Source organism: Phycisphaerae bacterium, assembly GCA_018003015.1.
In the GTDB taxonomy this organism is placed as follows: domain Bacteria; phylum Planctomycetota; class Phycisphaerae; order UBA1845; family PWPN01; genus JAGNEZ01.
The window spans coordinates 1-18,472 of sequence record JAGNEZ010000096.1 but is presented as its reverse complement, the minus strand read 5'-3'; the positions used below and the strand labels follow the sequence as shown (position 1 = coordinate 18,472).

Sequence of the window (18,472 nt, the reverse complement as noted above, 5' to 3'; positions counted from 1 at the left end):
AAGCCCGCAATGCGGCAGCCCGATGCTCGCACCGCAAGCGAACACTGCGTCGTTTACACAGGATTGGCATATACTTGGCCGAAATAAAGCCTTGCCGATGGCCGAATCCTTAGCGTTGTAGTACTAGTCCCCGTGCAGTTGTCGGAGGCGCGGCGAGAGACGGAGCATCAGCTGGATGCGTTCGAACTCGGTTAGCCACTCGGCGGTCACCCTGGCCAGCAGTGTCTTGTCACTGGATCCGATCCCGGTCGGACAGGCCGCCCCGGTCAGGCGTTGCGCCAGGTCGCGGTACTTGCTGATCGTTCGCTCGCCGTAGCGCCCGCACTCGTGGAAGTCCTCGGACAGAAAGACCACCACGGGCACGCGTTGCCCGCCGTTGATGGTCAGTTGGGTCTGGATATGCAGATGTTGGTCGCGATCCATGAAACGCAGGGCGATCGTATCTGTGACCTCGGCGAATCGCTGCAGGATCGGGCATTGGCTGGCGCAGTCGCCGCACCATGTTCCCGCCAGGCAGAGGACATTCATCCGGCGAGCGAAGCCGCTCAACAGGGCCAGCTGTGACGGGCTGAGGTCGACCTGCCGGTAGATCGACTGCCAGCGATCGCGATGGCTGGCCGCGCCATGGACCTCAAGGAAGGTCTGATAAACCAGTCCGACTTCAAATGCCGTTTGCCAGTTCATGGTCTGTGACTTCCGCTGGCTGGAGACCGACCCTAGAGCGAAGGCCGGAATCCTGGGGTACCTCGCCCAGGCATCCAAGCATATGTTATAGCGTGACTTGTGTGGGTTCGTCTATGGGAAGGGGCTAGAGAGGGCCTGCTGCAACCCAGCGTGGTTTGACGGGTAGAAAAGAGTGAGAGGCAGTCGTGGAAGGTGCGCCCATCCCTGGGGGAATGCGGTTTGGGCGTGTGGCGTAGCTCCGTCGCCTCCTTCTTTGGGGATGAAGTCGACCGTGGCTTGTGAAACATCAGGATATCGAGCCGTGAGCGTAGGCGAAATACTGCTCGAACGCGGATTGATCACCTCAGAGCAGTTGGAGACCGCCAGAGCGGCCCGCAAGGGGCCGCAGGACCGCATCGATCGCATTTTGGTGCGCATGGGTTTCGTCGAGGAGCGTGAAGCTCTGAAGGTGGTCGGCGAGCAGATGTGCATTCCGGTGGTCGATCTCACCGAGGTCAAGATCGATCCGGCCCTGCTCAAGCAGATGCCGACCCGGCTGATCCACAAGCGGCAGCTGATCCCCATCGAGAAGACGGCTGACACCCTCCGCGTGGCCACGGCCGAGGCTTACGACATCAACGCCTTTGACGAGCTTCGGATGCTCACCGGGTTGAAGGTGGAGGTTGTCCTGGCCAGCGAGTCGGAGATTCAGCGGCTCATCCGGCAGCATTTCGGCGTTGGTGGTTCGACCATTGACGAGATGATCGAGGAGCAGGAGGAGTCCGAGGACGTCGAGCTGCTGAGCGAGTCGGTAGACGAGAACGGCGACCTGATCGAGATGGCCCAGGAGGCCACGGTCGTCAAGCTGGTGAATGATATCCTGGCCGAGGCGATCCGCGACAAAGCCAGTGATATTCACATCGAGCCCTTTGAGCACAATCTCAAGATCCGGTACCGCATCGACGGTGTTCTGCAGAGCACGCCGGTTCCGCCGCAGATCCAGCGGTTCCAGGCCGCGATCATCAGCCGCATCAAGATCATGAGCAACCTGAACATCGCGGAGAAGCGGCTACCGCAGGATGGCGGGTTCAAGGCCAGGATCCACGGCCGCGAGATTGACTTCCGTGTCTCCGTGGTGCCGACCGGCTACGGAGAGGCGGTCGTCCTGCGTATTCTGGACCGCCAGTCGATCAACCTGTCGTTACAGCAGTTGGGCATGGCGGACGAGGTGCTGGAGACCTTTGAGACGCTGATCACTCGGCCGCACGGCATCATTCTGGTCACCGGCCCGACCGGCAGCGGAAAGACGACCACGCTGTACGCGGCGCTGCATACCATCGTCTCGGACGAGATCAAGATCCTGACTATCGAGGACCCGATCGAGTATTACCTAGAGGGCATCAACCAGGTTCAGACCAGCGAGAAGATCGGCTTGAGCTTTTCCCGAGCGTTGCGGTCGTTCCTGCGTCATGACCCGGATGTCATCCTGGTCGGTGAAATTCGGGACCGCGAGACCGCAGAGGTGGCGATCAACGCGTCCCTCACCGGTCACCTGGTGTTCAGCACGCTGCACACCAACGACGCCGCCGGCGCCACCACGCGTCTGCTGGACATGGGGGTCGAGCCTTTCCTGGTATCGAGCTCGGTGGAAGGTATCCTGGCCCAGCGTCTGGTTCGCTCGATCTGCAAGAACTGCATGGAGGCCTACACGCCCGATTATGCGGCGTTGCCGGCCGATCTAAAGCTAGAGCCAGGCCAGCAGCTGCACCGGGGTCGCGGCTGCCGCGAGTGCCGCCACATCGGGTACAAGGGCCGGCTGGGCATCTTCGAGCTGATGACCATGAACGAGGAGATTCGCGAATTGGTCGTGCAGCGGGCCTCGGCCGGCAAGATCCTGCGGGCCGCCACCCACGCCGGTCTGCGACTCCTTCGCGAGGACGGGTGGGACAAGGTTCGCCGCGGACAAACGACCCCGGAAGAAGTCCTCCGGGTCAGCAAGGCATAGGTTCACCGGTCACCACCATCGATGGTCTGCCGGATCGATCTGCGGGAGGGGGGCCGGGAGATCGCCGTGGAATCACTTCCTGCCCTGATCGCAGATTGCCGAAGGGGAACTGGACGGTAGACATCCCCCGATCATTCGGTTATCCCTCGCGTCTATGATCGCGATCACATCCAAGACTCAGATCGGTTGGGTCGGCACCGGCGTGATGGGGGCCAGTATGTGCGGGCACCTTCTGCGCAAGGGTTATCCGGTTGTGGTGTTCAATCGGACACGGGCCAAGGCGGAGTCGCTGATCGGCCTCGGTGCTCCGTGGGTGGACTCACCGGCGGCGGCGGCTCAGCAGGCCGGCATTGTCTTCACCATGGTTGGCTTCCCCGAGGACGTTCGGGAGGTGTACTTCGGCAAGAAAGGCGTCCTGGCGGGAGTGAAACCGGGGACTGTGCTTGTGGACATGACGACGACGCGGCCGTCGCTGGCCCGGGAGATACATGCGGCCGCCGCGGCCAAGGGCGTGCACGCACTGGATGCGCCGGTGTCGGGTGGGGATGTGGGGGCGCGCGAAGCCAAGTTGTCGATCATGGTGGGGGGTGATCGAGAGGTGTTCGAGGCTCTCAGGTCGGTGCTGGGGATCATGGGACCGAATGTCGTTTTTCAGGGGCCGCCCGGAGCGGGCCAGAATGCGAAAATGTGCAACCAGATTGTCATCGCAGGGACCATGATCGGGGTTTGCGAAAGCCTGCTGTATGGTTTTCGGGCCGGGCTTGACCTGGAGACGATGCTCAGTTCGATCCGTGGGGGGGCGGCGGCCTGCTGGACGTTGGACAAGCTGGCTCCCCGAATCCTCAGGCGAGACTTCGAGCCCGGCTTCTTCGTCGAGCATTTCGTGAAAGATATGCGGATTGCCCTGGAGGAGGCTCAGCAGATGGGGGTCTCTCTTCCCGGGTTGGCCTTGGTTCATCAGCTGTATATGGCCGTCATCGCCCAGGGTTATGGGAGGAAGGGTACCCATGCCCTGATGCGGGCGTTGGAGGGCCTCTCCAACGTGGTTCTGTGACCGGCGGCAGGGCTCTGGCAAGGTCAGCCTCCGAACGTCGGACCGCCTCGACAGGGGGGGGCGTCGGTGATACATTATCTCTTCTGTGTATGGTGACGAGAATCCCCCTTTCATCGGGAACGAGAACCGACGATGCCAGACGATCGCAACGACAAGGCCGCGTTTAGCGGCGGGCCGGACTATTCCCCCAACGATTCTCTCGATCAGGAGCTGAGCGACGCCCTGGGGAGCATGAGCCTGGAAAGCCTGCTGGACCTGGACATGCCGCAGGCCGGTGGGGCGGTGGGGGAAGGCGTCCGCCGGGGCAAAGTGATTGCGATCAACGGGAGCGACATCTTCGTAGACCTTGGCGGCAAGAGTCAGGGGGTAATCACGGCCGAACAGTTTGCCGGGAAGGACCTGCCGGCGGTCGGCGATTGGATTGAAGTAACGATCGAGGGGTACGACGGCTCGGAGGGTCTGCTGGTCTTGTCGCGGCAGGGGGCGGTCAAGGCGGCGGTTTGGCAGCAGATCAAGGAAGGGGATCTGGTCGAGGGCCGGGTTACCGATCACAACAAGGGTGGTCTGTCGTTGGATATCGACGGCATCAAGGCATTCATGCCGATCAGTCAGATATCGCTGGAGAGAATCGAGAGTGAAGAGCTTGGCAAGTATGACAACCAGCGGCTCCGTTGCGAGGTGATCGAGGTTCGGCGCGACGAGCACAGCCTGGTGGTGTCGCGTCGTTCGGTGCTCAAATCGGAGGAGGAACTCGCCCGAAAGCAGGCGTTCGAGACGCTGGTTGAGGGGCAGACGGTTTTCGGCACGGTTCGCACGATCATGCCTTACGGGGCGTTCGTGGACATCGGAGGCGTGGATGGGTTGCTGCACATTGGCGACATGAGCCACGCTCGGGTCAAGGACCCTCACGACATTGTGACCGAGGGGCAGCAACTCGAGTTGAAGGTGCTCAAGATCGATCGGGACGCGCGTAGGATCGGATTGGGGCTCAAGCAGGTCATGCCGGATCCGTGGGCGAGTATTGACGTCAAGTATCCCGTCGATACCGTTCTAACCGGCCGGGTCATGAAGCTCATGGACTTCGGGGCGTTCGTCGAGTTGGAGCCGGGCGTCGACGGTCTTGTGCCGATCAGCGAGATGAGCTTTGAGCGGCGTATTGGCCATCCCCGAGAAGTGATCAGCGAGGGTGAGGTCGTCAAGGTTCGAGTTCTCAAGGTGGATTCCCAGGCTGGCCGCATCAGCCTCTCGATCAAGCGGGTTGGTGATGATCCGTGGATGGGGGCCTCGCTGCGATGGCCCAAGGACGGCATCGTCGACGGTACGGTGAAGCGGACCAGCGACTTTGGCGCTTTCATCGAGTTGACTCCGGGTGTCGAGGGGCTGTGTCACATCAGCGAGTTGAGCGACACGCGGGTCCGACAAGTGACCGATGTGCTGAAGGTCGGGCAGCAGGTGCGTGTCAAGGTGCTGGAGGTCGAGGAAGACCGTCGCCGCATCTCTCTGTCTCTCAAGCAAGCCGTTGATGCTGCCGAGTACACTCCTGAATCGGTATCTGCACCCGATGCTGCTCGCGAGTCCAAGAAGCGGAAGAGGCCGCTGAAGGGCGGCCTCGAGTGGTAGGGCCGCCGGACTGACGTTCCCTCACCACTGCCTGTTTGCCGAGGGGGGGCGTTCTCGCCCGTTCGGCCCGGCCGGATCTATGCATCCAGGACGGCAGAGTTACGTTCCCATCACGTTGGGGCGATTGGGCCAGTCTTGCGATGATACCGTCCGATAACCGGGGTCTAACGAAAAGAAGGTGGCCCACCCGGAGGTGAGCCACCTATTGCGATGGTCGATTTGAGGTTGTCGCCCCGCTTTCCCGACGGGGCTTGGTACCCGATTAGCTCCGGCGGCGGCCCAGCAGCATCACCGGGAGGGCCAAGGCGAGCAGGCCGACGGTGGCCGGCTCGGGGATTTCTCGCTGCGAGAACGTCTGGTTGATGAACGAGATGGTGGTCATCCCGCTCCGACCGCCGACCAAGGTGATGGTCTTCTCGACATGCACCTTAGCGAGCACCAGCTGGTTGATGAGGTACTCGTGGTCGTTGAGTGAGGTCGGCGGATTGAGGGAATCGGCATAAGCGGATGCAACCACGCCGCCTGGGACCTTGCTCACAACCTCTTCCACCTTGGCGATTCCATCACCGGCGGTCGCGACGCCGTTGAAGCCCAGGGTGATGTCCTCGATGCCGAGGATGGGGTCCATGACGGTCACATCGTAGCCAATCACCATGGTGACGCTCGAGCCGGGGGTGCGGTTCGACAGGGCGGCCATCAAGCCGGCGATGCGAATGCCGTACTCATTTCCGAGGGTGACACCATAGACATCGATCGTGCTCGGATTGGCGTAGAAGGTACCGACGCCGTTGACGTTCACGGTGAAGTTGTCAAACAGCTTGTCGCCCTGAGTGATGCTGTTCGCGGGATTCTGGACGAGATCGCTCAGTGGCGTTGCCCAAGCCTGGTTTGCAGCCCCCACAACGGTGAGCAGCCCCGCGAGAACCAGGAGACGCGGGGCACCTTTCAAAAGAGCGCGGGCCATCCGGCGGGGACGAACCAGGGCGACGAGGCCAAGACCCAGCAGCCCCAGGGTCGCGGGCTCGGGCACCTGGGAGAAGGTCTGCTCGATCCACACGATCTGCGCACCCTCGGTCTTGCCGCCGATGACCATCGCATCCTTGATGATGTGGATGGTCTTGCCGTCCCACGGCTGCGGCAGGTTGACGCCGGCCTGCATCGGTCCACCCGGGAGCTGGACGCTGGTCTGACCGACGACGGTCGGTCCGATCAACGCGCTCTCGACCACCTGGGCGAGGCCATCGGATGGCGCGGCCGCCTCAAACTTCAGCGCGATGTCCTTGAGGAAGAAATCGGCCCACTTCGGATCGGCATCGATGACGACATCGAAGCCGATCAGGAGATCGACGGCCGAATCGATGCCCGCGGTCATAATCGGGGCCCCGGTCACGCTTGCGAACTTCAGGCCGAAGTCCGGCGTGGCAATCGGCGTGACGTCGATCTGGGTCGGGTCAGCCGTAAAGGTGCCGTCCCCGATGGACAGGGCTGAAAAATTCTTGAAGATCTTGTCACCCGACACGACCGACAGATTGGGGTCGGCCACCAAGTCGGACAGCAACGTCGCTCCAGCGGTGCTCACCAGCATCGCGCTCACTAGCGCGGCTACGAGCCCTGTGAAGGACATTCGTGAGAACTGATTCGCTTTCATTCTCCTCACTCCTCTCCTAGAGAACCTCAAAAAAACCCATCGCTTCTACGATCATAACCGCTCGGCTTTCGGAAGTCCACAACAAAAAAGACTTCTTTGGCAGAGCAGACCATCTCGTGACCAGTTGGAGCCGGGCGAAGGGCAACAGACCTGCTTGCGATTCCCTTCTCCACTCCCAGGAGAGATGCACTCCAGGATAGGGCACTCTCCCACTTACCTCTAGTCTAAACGGGTGGCCTGCTGTTGTCAACGGTAATCTTGGCCGGTTCCCAAAAAAGAGATCGTCTCCCGAGGCCACAAGGGACGAGGGCCTATTTCGCTGTTAAATCATGTAAATAAAGAGTTTACGTTGCATCAAGTTCGTCAGTATCTCTTCCGGGCGCAGGCCTGTCGGCCAGATTCCTCAAGTTTTTCTCACACTCGACGAGGGGCAGTGACGGGCTGGCGGCGTGTTGGCAATCGCCTGTTGGTGCGAGCCGCAGGCAGATAGAATGGCTACGGTCCCGGGGGGGCGAACCGCCTTCTGGGGACGCCGCTACCGTGCTGCTGGCGGGCTTGAACTGGGACGGAGATGGCAAGTGGCCGAGAAGCGTGTCTACATCGAAACGATGGGCTGTCAGATGAACGTCCTGGACAGCGGGCTCGTGTTGGGACAGCTCTGTGCCCTCGGGTACCGGCCGACGGATGATTATCGCACCGCCGATCTGGTGGTACTGAATACCTGCAGTGTGCGGCAGCACGCCGAGGACAAGGTCTACAGTCGCCTGGGTGAGCTTGGCCAGGTCAAACGCAAACGACCGAGCATGGTTCTTGGTGTTATCGGCTGCATGGCCGAAAGAGATCATGCGGGTATTCGAGAGCGGGCCCGGCATGTTGATTTTCTTTGCGGTCCCGGGAGTCTCAACCAGGTGCCGGCACTGCTGGAGGAGGTGGTCGAAGCTCGCGATCAAGGTCGCCGGGAGGTTGTTGTCGCTCTCGAGCACGACCACTCCCGCCGGCTGCCGGCCGGCCGGCGAACGCTCGTTCGCGACAGCATCGAGGAACTGGACTTGTCCCGCGTGCTTCCCGAAGGGGGCAGTGCCTTGCAGTCATACCTGCGGGTGCAGCGCGGTTGCGACAAGTTCTGCAGCTTCTGTGTGGTTCCTTTTACCCGCGGACCGGAACGCAGCCGTCCGCCTGGCCACATCGTCGAGGAGGCGCGCAGGCTGGTCGGCATGGGAGCCAAGGAGATCACCCTTCTGGGTCAGACGGTCAACAGCTACTCCTACGAGGAGCACGGCCGGCAGGTGGTTTTCGCGGAGCTGCTCCATCGCGTTCACGAGGTGCCGGGCATTGAGCGGTTGAGATTCGTGACCAGCTATCCGGGCGATTTTACCGACGATATCCTGGGCGCGATGCGCGACCTGCCGCGGGTGTGCGAATACCTGCATCTTCCCGCCCAGAGCGGCTCCAACAGCGTTCTGCAACGGATGAAGCGGCAATACACGTCCGAACGATATGTGGCGTTGGTCGAACGCGCCCGGTCAATCGTGCCCCGCCTCACTCTGGCGGGCGATTTCATTGTCGGATTCAGCGGTGAGACCGATGAAGAGCACGCCGAGACGCTCGCCTTCATCGAGAGAATTCGCTACAAGGGCCTGTTCATCTTCAAGTACTCCGAGCGTCCCGGCACCGTGGCCGAACGCCGGTTGCCCGATGATGTTCCGGAGGAGGTTAAGCAGCGGCGCCATGGAGACGTCACTCGCCTGCAGCACACCATTTCGCTGGCCCATCACCAGGCGATGATCGGTCGTGAGGTGGAGGTTTTGGTTCAGGGGTACAGCAAGGCTGCAATCAAGGCCCAGGAAGCCGAGCAGTGTCGTGGCGAGGAGGTGTCTTGGCGGCGGTCCGACCAACTCGTGGGACGCACCCGAGGCGACGATATCGTGGTATTCGCCGGCAACGCGAGCTTGATCGGCGGTCTGACGACGGTACGCATTACTGCGGCCACCGCACTGACTCTCCATGGCGAGGTCGTTGTTACGATCGTACCTCAGTCCTGACCTGCGAATTGCGCCCGGCAGGAGCAGCCCCGCGGCGGCCGCCGTCGCCAGGGGGATGGTGTCGGTTGGGGATTGCCGAGCCTGGGCTGCGGTCATGCCGCGTCATTGCTTCATTCGACGTGCTCGCGGTTGTCTGTGTCCACTATCGCTGCCGTTTGCAGGTATGATAGATGGGAGTATCCGCGGTTCGCTTCACAGGGGCAGGCGATGGACCATCTGACTACAGACTCCGAGCTGACCAAACGGCTGCTGGGGCATGTTAGGGAAGGCCATCCTGCCGCGATGGATGAGTTGTTTGCTCGATATCGGGCGTTTCTCCGTCAGGTGATTGAATTGCGTCTGGATCCGAAGCTGCGGCAGCGGCTGGACGCCTCGGACGTGGTGCAGGAGGCCCAGATCGAGGCCAGCCGAAGGATGCCGGCCTACCTTGAGGATCCCCCGATTCCGTTTCGTTTGTGGCTTCGGCAGATCGCCTTTGACCGGCTCATCATGATGCGTCGTAGACATGTGGAAGCTGGCCGGCGGGCGTTGGGCCGTGAGCTGCCCTTGCCGGACGAGTCCTCGGCCCAGCTGGGTCAGCGTTTGTTGGCTCGCGGTTCCGCACCCAGCCAGCAACTTGCCAGGCGTGAGCTTGGGGGCCAAGTGCGCAGAGCCATCGCTCGTCTGGGTGATGATGATCGGGAGATTCTGCTGATGCGCAACTTCGAAGGGCTTTCGAACCAGGAAGTGGCCCGGGTGTTCTCCATCGAGCCGGGCACGGCGAGCAAGCGGTATGGGCGTGCTTTGCTGAAGCTTCGTGAGTTGCTGCTCGACGAGGGATTCACGGAGAAGCCGGAATGAGACAGTCAAGTACTCCTCCCGACCCGTCGGTCGAGTTCTTGCTCGGGCAAGCCGCCGACGAGTTCACCGCTCGCTTGGAGACGGGTGATTGGCCTGATATCGAGGAGTACGTCCGCCGCTACCCGCAGATCGCGGATGCCATCCGGCAGGTTTTTCCCGCGTTGCAGAGTCTATCGTCACGTCTTCCGGCCGGCGGTCCGCGTGATACTCCCATCTCGGCCACGATTGGCGGGACAGGCGTGCTCGGCGACTACCAGCTCATCCGCGAGATAGGCCGCGGAGGCATGGGCGTGGTGTACGAGGCCGAGCAGGCCTCGCTCGGACGGCGTGTAGCCCTCAAGGTCCTTTCCTTTGCGGCCGTTCTGGATACGCGGCAGCTTCAACGATTCAGGAATGAGGCCCAGGCCGCCGCTCAACTGCAACACACCCACATCGTCCCGGTCTACTCCGTCGGGTGCGAGCGCGGCGTTCATTACTACGCCATGCAATACATTGATGGGCTACCGCTCTCGGCCGTTATCCGCGAACTCCGTTCACACGCGGGTCTTCCGGCCAGCGACGCGGGCGGCCCGACGAACGCGATGCCGTCGATGTCCTCCAACCGCACCGACGGCGATACCGCTCTGAACTCGCCGCCATTCTCGGGTTCATCCGCGGTGTCGGTTCGACCCGCTGGTGAAGCAGGCGCCAGCTCGCTCGTCAGCCTTGCGTCGCAATCATCGATGGAAGGGCGAGCTTTTTTCCAGGCCGTCGCGAGGCTTGCGATTCAAGCGGCCGAGGCCCTTCAGCATGCCCACGAACGAGGTGTGATCCACCGCGACATCAAGCCGTCGAACTTGTTGCTGGACAGTGGCGGCCACCTATGGATTGCGGACTTCGGCTTGGCCATCGTGCAGAACGACGCCGGGCTCACCATGACCGGCGATCTCGTCGGAACGCTTCGATACATGAGTCCCGAACAGGCCCTGGGGCAACGGGCTTCCGTGGATCACCGCGCCGATATTTACTCGCTCGGCATGACGCTCTACGAGTTGCTCGCTCTGGAACCCGCCTTTGACGGTACGGATCGGCAAGCCCTGCTTCGCCGAATTGCGACGGAAGAGCCTCGGCCGCTGCGGCGCGCGAGGCATGCCGTTCCCAAGGAACTGGAGACGATCGTTGCCAAGGCGATAGCCAAGAACCGGGAAGATCGCTACGCGACTGCCCAGGAGTTGTCCGACGATTTGCGTCGTTTCCTCGACGATCGTCCGATCAAAGCCAAACCTCCCGGCATTCTCGATCTCGTGTCCAAATGGTCGCGTCGGCATTGGGCCGGTGTGGCCGCTGCGGTCGCGCTCCTTCTCACCGTCGTGGTTGGTCTGTCGATCGGGACGGTTCTGATCGCCCGGGAGCGAGCCGAGGCTGTCCGGCAGCGCGACGCCGCTGAAGGACAGCGCCGGCTTGCCGAGTCGAATTTGCGGACTGCTCGGGAAGTGGTGGATCGCATGTTGACCCGGGTCGCCGCGGTCGAACTCGCGGATTTGCCCAACACCGAGGGGCTTCGCCGGGCTTTGCTGGAGGACTCGCTCAAGTTCCAAACCGGGCTTTTGGCGGCCAAGAGCCCCTCGCCCACGGTGCGGTGCGATGCGGGCATGGCCTACCTTCGGATGGCCCACATCAATGCGCAACTCGGCCAGGACGCTCCCGCCGAGCAGGCTTACCGTGAATCGATCTCGATTCTCGAGCAGCTTCGCAAGGATGTTCCCGGTGAGATCGAGTATGCTGTCAATCTCGCCGACGCCGACATGGGTCTGGCGACCATGCTCTGGGAGAAGAGGCGGTATGCCGAGGCCGAGGCCCTGGCTCGTCAAGCCCAAAGCATGATGGTTGCCGCGGTTGGCGATTCGTCTCAGTCACGACCGTACCGCCGGAACCTGGCCCGGAGCCTCGATCTGTTGGGTCTTGTCCTTCGCGACACGCGCCGAATGACGGAGGCGGAGGCATCCCTTCGCGAGTCCATCCGTATCAGGGCCGCGCTCGCCGCGGAGAGCCCCGAATCCACGGAACGCCCGCAGTGCCGTCTCGACCTGTCGCGCACGAAGAGGAACCTCGCGGATCTGCTGATGAAGACCGGACGGCCCGATGAGGCGGAGAAGGTCATCCAGGACTCGTTTTCGATCCAGGAGGACTTGGTGAACTGGTTCCCCGACAACCCGGCCTATGCCATGGAGCTGTCCCATACGCGCCGATGGTGGGATGAGCTTGTCCGGCTCGCCGGCGGGCATTTGTGGGTCGGCGCGTCCGCGGAAGCCCCGCGGGATGTGTCCAGAACCGGTGCCGAATACCGCGAAACGCTGGCTCGCACGTACCGCGCCCTCAGCGACGCCATGAGGAAGACGGGGCAGACCGACAAGTCCCTGGCCTCATATCGTCGGGCGGTCGAAGTGATTGAGAAGCTGGCGGCGGAGTATCCGTCGGAAGCCAAATACCTGGAAGACCTGGTCGGGCTTCACCAGGCCGAGGCCCTGGGTATGAAGATGGTATGGCGGCTCCCGGAGGCCGAGGCCTTGTACGGCAAGGCCATCGAAACGCAGGAGCGACTGGTTCAGGCGTTTCCGGAAAACGCCCAATACCACAAGCGTCTGCAGGGAAGCCGCGACGAACTGGAAGCCCTTCGCGAACGGATGCCGGTTGCAGAGTTGATGCGGCTCAGCAAGAGCTCACCCGACGAGGTTGCCGAAGCGGTCGAGCGGGTGCAGAACATGGATGTGAGCACGGTGCCCGCGGACGCCCTCCTGCTGAAGATCGTCGCCGAGCATCTGGCTCTGGGTGGCCTGTACGAACGTGCCGAACCTTTGGCTCGAAGAGCCGTCGAACTGGAACCTCGGAATGCGGCAGGCCCGAAGACACTTGCATGGTCGTTGCTCGGGCAGGGGCGTCGCCAGGAAGCTGCCGACGCTTTTCGCGAATCTCTTTCCATCGCGGAGGTCCACACCAACGAGCAACTTGTTCGGGCTTGTGTGGATCCCTGCATCGCCGGGTACTGTCTCGACATGATCAGCCGGGAGCAGTTGGTCAGCCGCTGGCGGGGCGTCATGATGCTTGGCTCGCGTCTGGATTCCCTGCCGTGGTTTTACGTCGGTTTGCGCATGGAGCTGGAGGGCAGCCTTGGCGAAGCGAAGGCGGCCTACCGCACGTGCGAAGAGCTTCGCCGTACCGCCGGGATGCATCACACCGCCAACTGGGGTGCGTATCGGCTCAGGTTACTGGAAGCTGCCGAGAAGAACGCCCAGACCCGCCCTTCTTGAGCAATGTGTTCCGCGGCAGAATCCCGTTTCCTTCCTTGAAATTCACGTCCTTTCCATCGGCCCTTCGCAGGTATGTCCTTAGGGGGGGCGCACGCCGTGCGGAGGCGGCGCAGATGCCCCCTGACACCCACGGGAATGGTTCTTCACGAGGAGCCAACCATGCGAAGACTACTGGTTTTCTTTGGACTTCTGACCACGGGCATGGTTTTATCGCTTGCCAAGATGCCGTATTTGCGTCTGGCTTTCCAGTTGGCTTCGGGCGAACTTGACGGTCGCCCTGTCGAGGTTGCGGAGTTTGCCTCCGTTTCCTTCGACGAGCCGACTGTTCAGGTGCAATGCGGCGATCTGGTCTTCGAGGTCCCTGCCCGGGCTCAAGTGGACTACAAGCGCGCCACTGAGCTGGTCGGCGTTTCCGTCGAGGTAGACGGTCTGATGTTCGGAACCGCTCTTCCCCGGGAGCAGCTGCCGGGAGACAGGCCGAGCTCGCTGAAGTGGGGGGCGTGGGGAGGGGGTGAGATTGATCGCCGCGTTGCCGCCTGCAGGAGTAGCGGGCGGGAGCTGTCGTTGTGGATGGGTGCGGCTGAGGTCGACGAGCTCGAAGCCCGATTGGCGGAGCGGCGGTTCATCTGTCTTCGGGCTGATCGAGTCGAAGTCTTGAGAGGGGAGACACTCTCGGGCCTGTTCCTGTCCTGGCCGGGCGACGGCCGCACGTGTCTGGTGTTCGAGTATGTCTCTCCCGATGGCAAAACTGGGGGCTCCGCTTGGTTCGTTCTCCAGCCCTTGTCCGAGCGGAGCCTCGCTTTGGCACGTGCCATCATCGGGTCCTTCCACCTGGAGGCGCACCGATCGGTAGCCGTTGCGCATCCTTGAGCTTCGCGATCGTGCCTGCATCGAGCCCTGCCTGGTGAGCGAGCTTCTCCAAGGGACAAGAGTATTCCTCACCTTGGGCGAAGCTCTCGTGATCCTGGCAGCGGGCGATGGTCATGGGCCCGTGCCCGGCGGACTCTTGCCTTGTCGGGTGGGCTGTGATATCACCTTCCCCGCGACGGTCGGCCGGTCGCGCTTTGGACCGACCGATCCCGGACGGAAGGTGCGAGCCGCATGATTGTGACCATCGACGGACCGGCCGGGTCCGGCAAATCAACTGTGGCCCGGAAGCTGGCTGCCCTGATGGGGATTCCCTATCTGGACACCGGGGCGATGTACCGAGCGTTGACGCTCAAGGCGTTGGAGTCGGGCACCTCGCTGGATGATCCGGACGCGCTTGTCCGGCTTGCCCGGGAGACGGCCATTGCCCTTGACTGCGGTCCCACGTATGTTCGAGTCACGATGGACGGCCGGGACGTCAGCGAAGCGATCCGGTCGATGCAGGTCAGTGTCCACACCAATCCCGTGGCCGCCAATCCGGGCGTACGGGCGGTCCTGGTCGAGAAACAGCGGGAGATCGGCCGCCAGCTGGGTTCGCTGGTCACCGAGGGCCGCGACCAGGGGAGCGTGGTCTTCCCCGACGCCGAGGTGAAGTTCCTGCTCGAAGCCAGCGATGTCAAACGAGCGGAGCGCCGCTATCTCGAACTCAAGGCGGACGGTGAGGAGGTGGATCTTGACGCCATCCTGGCCAACATCCGCAGCCGGGACAAGAATGACGAACGTCAGTGGCTGCCGCTGAAGGAGCGTGGGCAGGCGATCGTGATCGACACCACGGCCCTGAGTATCGCGGCGGTGGTCGATCGCATGCGCCAGGAGGTCGAGCGGTTCCGCGAGCGGCAGGCGGTGCGGCGGTGATGATCGGAGAAATGCGCCTGAGCTACCGGATCTGCCGGCTCGTCTGTCAGGTCTTCACGACCATGTACTTCAAGGCCCGCTGTTTCGGGCTGCATCGCGTTCCGGTGTCGGGCGGCACCCTGCTGGTCTGCAATCACCAGAGCTTCATGGATCCGATCCTGGTGACCATGGCCCTCTATCGGGAGGGAAACTACATGGCCCGGGATACCCTGTTTGCCGATCCGCGGTTCAGGCGGCTGATCGAGTTTCTCAACGCCTTTCCGATCAAGCGCAACGCCGCCGACATCGGGGCGATCAAGGAATCGCTGCGCCGGCTCAAGGAGGGCCGCGTCCTGGTGTTGTTCCCGGAAGGAACGCGTTCAGACGACGGGCGAATCGGGGAGCTGTTCCCGGGCGTGGGTGCGATCGCCAAGAAGGCTCGCGTGCCGATCGTGCCGACGCTGATCGACGGCATGACCCAGATATGGCCGCGGGACAAGGCTCTGCCCCGGCCAGGGGACGTCGTGATCGAGTACGGCTGGCCGATCATGCCCGAGGCCTATGCCGAGCTTTCCGCGGAAGGGCTGATGGCGTTGATTCGTGAGCGATTGGTGGCGATGCAGCACTGCTGGCATAGTCGCGTTCCGGCACGGCGCTTAGAATGGTATGAGCCGCGGCGTCGCGGTAGCAGCGCTGGGAAGTGAAAAGTGAGAATTGGGCAGGGTCGCTGACGGTCGCGCCTTTTGAAACCCGTCGGTCGCTCAATGAATCTGTGCGGCTCGGGTGTTGAGGCAGGAGCCGGGGGGCCGGGTTACTGTCGGGTGATGAGGTTGCCTCATGGAAGTGAGACTGGCCCGCAAACGGGGCTTCTGTTTTGGGGTTGAGGATGCCATCGAGCTGGCCGAGCGGACGCTCTCCGAGAAGGGGACGGGCGGAGTCGTGGCCCTCGGCCCGGTGATTCACAACGCCCAGGTGGTGGAGCGACTGGAGCGTGCCGGCCTGAATCAGTCGGCCGATCTCGAGTCGCTGGCCCCGGGGACATCGGTTCTGATCCGCTCGCACGGGGCGGCGCCGGAGACCTACCAGCAGGTTCGCGATCGCGGGCTGGAGATCGTTGACGCGACCTGTGTGCTGGTGAAGCGGGCTCAGACGGTCGTCAGGCAACTGCACGAGGAAGGCTACCAGGTGGTCATGATCGGGGACGCCAATCACCCCGAGGTTCGGGGCGTGATCGGGTACGCCCCGAACGTGATCGTGGTGGACAGCGAGGAGCATCTAGATGAGGTCCTGCCTCCGCGCGGGAGGCTGGGCATCCTCTGTCAAACGACGCACGCCCCCGAGCATGTGGCCGAGATGATCGGGGCGATTGCCCGCCGGCCGTTCCGCGAGCTCAAGGTGGTCAACACCCTGTGCCTGGAGGTCGTTCGTCGTCAGGAGGCGGCCGTCGAGTTGGCCCACGAGGTTGACGTGATGTTCGTTCTGGGCGGCCTGCACTCGGCGAACACGCAGGAACTGGCCCGCCTCTGCCGCGAAGAGGGGACACGCACGTTTCATCTGGAGACCTGGGATCAGTTCGAGCCGGAGATGGTTGACGGCTGCCGTGTGGCGGGCATTACCGCCGGTGCCTCGACGCCGGATTTCATCATTGATGCTTTCGTGCAGAAGCTGGAGGCGTTCCCGGCCGGGGAGTAGCCAACGGCTGCACCGACGATTGCTCCGGTGACCCTCATTCCTGCGAATCCGAGTTCCATCATGTTCATGTGAGCCGTGTTTGCCTCGGGTTGGTCAGATTGATCGGTATGGCCCCTCCCAAACCAGCCATGGACACTTGATGCGCGGCCTTTGGCTGCCCGCTGCCCGCTGCCCGCTGATGGCTGACTGCTGACTGCCGAACGCTGAGCGCTGGACACTTCCTAAAACCTCCTCAGAATTCCCTGCATCGCCTTTACGGCCGCCTGGGTGTCCTCGCGTGCGATCTCGAGATGGAATACGGCTCGGATCCTGTCGCCGCGCGGCAAAGCCAGGACCCCGGCCTGCTTCATCTTGTCGGACAGTTCCTGGGCGGGCATGGCCGTCACCTGGAAGAAGACCATGTTGGTCTGCACGCTGGCCGGGTCGATCTCAATACCGGGCAGATCGGCGATGCCCTCGGCGAAGAGGCGAGCGTGGGCATGGTCGTCGGCCAAGCGGCCGCGGTTGTTCTCAAGAGCATACAGCGCAGCGGCCGCCACGATGCCCGCCTGGCGCATGCCGCCGCCGAACTGCTTGCGGAATCGGCGGGCACGCCGGATGAAGGCCTCGTTGCCGGCCAGCACCGAGCCTACGGGGGCGCCCAGTCCCTTGGAGAAGCACACGCTGACCGAATCGACGAGGTTGGCGTAGTCGCGTTCCGGGATGCCCGTCGCTACCGAGGCGTTCCACAGGCGAGCCCCGTCGAGATGGATCTTAAGCCCTGCCTCTCGGGCGACCTTGGCCACCTGGGCCATCTGCTCGATCGGCCAGATGGTGCCGCCGCCCAGGTTGTGGGTGTTCTCGATGCAGACCAGCTTGGTGACCGGGAAGTGGACGTTGGTGGGGTGGAGGACGCCTCGCAAGTCGTCGGCGGTATAGACGCCCCGTTTGCCCTGGATCAGCCGGCACATGACACCGGACAGGGCGGCCGGGGCACCCGCCTCGAAGTAGTACACATGGGCGTTGGCCTCGAGGATGATCTCGTCCCCCGGCTCGGTGTGGGTTCGCACTGCCACTTGGTTGGTCATGCTGCCCGAGGGCATGTACACCGCTGCTTCCTTATCGAGCAAGACGGCCGTTTTCTGTTCGAGGGCGGTCACGGTGGGGTCCTCGCCGAAGACGTCGTCGCCGACCACCGCGTTGGCCATCGCCCGGCGCATCGCCTCGGTCGGCTTGGTTACGGTATCGCTTCGCAGGTCGATCACGCGTGTTCTCCTTGTTCGCGGGGCAGGATGACAAGCCCGCGAGGGCATATGTTAGCACGGCCGTCCGTCGGCGGGTATGATTCGCCGGCTGGGTGGCGTTCGGCACGTGGGAGGGGAGATGGTGAGGAAACTCGACATGAAGACAGCCGACCGTGTCGACGCAATGGTGCGGGATCTGGTTCATCGCGAGGTGGATCATGTTCCCGTCCTTGACATTCACACCCACATCTACGCTCCTCGGTTTGGACCGTTGTTGCTGTGGGGTGTGGATGAGCTGCTGACGTACCACTACCTCGTGGCGGAGGTGTTTCGGGTCGCCCCGATGCCCTACGATCGGTTCTGGGCCATGCCGAAGTCCGGGCAAGCGGACTACATCTGGAAGCACCTGTTCATCGAGCGATCGCCGGTTTCCGAGGCCTGTCGCGGCGTATTGACCGTGCTGCATACCTTGGGGTTGGATCCGGCGCGACGGGACCTGGATTTGTTCCGCAAGTACTTCGCCTCGATGGACGCCGAAGCTTACGTGGAGAAGGTTTTCAGGGCTGCCAAGGTCAGGAGCGTGGTCATGACCAACGACCCGTTCGACGATCTCGAACGGCGGGTGTGGGAGGGGGGG

General features: G+C 62.7%; 14 protein-coding genes. 11 read left to right on the top strand and 3 right to left on the bottom strand.

Annotated features, from left to right (window positions below):
- Positions 1–123: 123 nt before the first annotated feature.
- On the bottom strand, positions 124–684 hold the full coding sequence (locus tag KA354_23560; protein MBP7937630.1) for a thioredoxin family protein: 561 nt from the start codon (positions 682–684) through the stop codon (positions 124–126).
- A 259-nt stretch (positions 685–943) separates the two neighbouring features.
- Here KA354_23560 and gspE point away from each other — a divergent pair, with 259 nt between their 5' ends.
- From gspE to KA354_23545, 3 genes are all read left to right on the top strand, one after another.
- The gene (gspE, locus tag KA354_23555) at positions 944–2,668 is read left to right on the top strand and encodes a type II secretion system ATPase GspE (GenBank protein MBP7937629.1); all 1,725 of its coding nucleotides are present in this window, start codon (positions 944–946) and stop codon (positions 2,666–2,668) included.
- Between the two features lie 154 nt (positions 2,669–2,822).
- Positions 2,823–3,722, top strand: coding sequence for an NAD(P)-dependent oxidoreductase (locus KA354_23550; protein MBP7937628.1), 900 nt, complete (start codon positions 2,823–2,825; stop codon positions 3,720–3,722).
- A gap of 132 nt (positions 3,723–3,854) precedes the next feature.
- Positions 3,855–5,342 (top strand): S1 RNA-binding domain-containing protein, encoded by a 1,488-nt coding sequence (locus tag KA354_23545; protein MBP7937627.1) that lies wholly within the window; start codon positions 3,855–3,857, stop codon positions 5,340–5,342.
- Between the two features lie 262 nt (positions 5,343–5,604).
- On the opposite strand, the gene KA354_23540 is transcribed toward KA354_23545, so the two are convergent.
- Positions 5,605–6,990, bottom strand: a complete 1,386-nt coding sequence (locus KA354_23540) for a PEP-CTERM sorting domain-containing protein (protein ID MBP7937626.1) — start codon at positions 6,988–6,990, stop codon at positions 5,605–5,607.
- A 578-nt stretch (positions 6,991–7,568) separates the two neighbouring features.
- Here KA354_23540 and miaB point away from each other — a divergent pair.
- The 7 genes from miaB to ispH all read left to right on the top strand — a co-directional run bounded on the left by miaB (position 7,569) and on the right by ispH (position 16,612).
- Positions 7,569–9,032, top strand: a complete 1,464-nt coding sequence (miaB, locus tag KA354_23535) for a tRNA (N6-isopentenyl adenosine(37)-C2)-methylthiotransferase MiaB (protein ID MBP7937625.1) — start codon at positions 7,569–7,571, stop codon at positions 9,030–9,032.
- A 207-nt stretch (positions 9,033–9,239) separates the two neighbouring features.
- Entirely contained in the window at positions 9,240–9,872 is a 633-nt protein-coding gene (locus tag KA354_23530) for a sigma-70 family RNA polymerase sigma factor (GenBank protein ID MBP7937624.1), read from the top strand.
- Positions 9,869–13,159, top strand: a complete 3,291-nt coding sequence (locus tag KA354_23525) for a protein kinase (protein MBP7937623.1) — start codon at positions 9,869–9,871, stop codon at positions 13,157–13,159. The genes KA354_23530 and KA354_23525 overlap by 4 nt, the downstream gene beginning before the upstream one ends.
- Positions 13,160–13,318: 159 nt before the next feature.
- Entirely contained in the window at positions 13,319–14,029 is a 711-nt protein-coding gene (locus tag KA354_23520) for a hypothetical protein (protein MBP7937622.1), read from the top strand.
- Between the two features lie 231 nt (positions 14,030–14,260).
- Entirely contained in the window at positions 14,261–14,941 is a 681-nt protein-coding gene (locus KA354_23515) for a (d)CMP kinase (protein MBP7937621.1), read from the top strand.
- Positions 14,941–15,624, top strand: coding sequence for a 1-acyl-sn-glycerol-3-phosphate acyltransferase (locus KA354_23510; protein ID MBP7937620.1), 684 nt, complete (start codon positions 14,941–14,943; stop codon positions 15,622–15,624). Before KA354_23515 ends, KA354_23510 begins: the two co-directional genes overlap by 1 nt.
- 133 nt (positions 15,625–15,757) lie before the next feature.
- Positions 15,758–16,612, top strand: coding sequence for a 4-hydroxy-3-methylbut-2-enyl diphosphate reductase (gene ispH / locus KA354_23505; GenBank protein MBP7937619.1), 855 nt, complete (start codon positions 15,758–15,760; stop codon positions 16,610–16,612).
- A gap of 221 nt (positions 16,613–16,833) precedes the next feature.
- Here the strand turns inward: ispH and ltaE are convergent, their stop codons facing one another.
- Positions 16,834–17,904 carry a low-specificity L-threonine aldolase gene (gene ltaE, locus KA354_23500; GenBank protein ID MBP7937618.1) on the bottom strand — a complete coding sequence of 357 codons (1,071 nt, stop codon included), beginning with the start codon at positions 17,902–17,904 and terminating at the stop codon, positions 16,834–16,836.
- A gap of 88 nt (positions 17,905–17,992) precedes the next feature.
- On the opposite strand from ltaE, the gene KA354_23495 reads away from it, so the two are divergent.
- Positions 17,993–18,472: glucuronate isomerase (locus KA354_23495; protein MBP7937617.1), on the top strand; the 480-nt coding region annotated here is incomplete at its 3' end.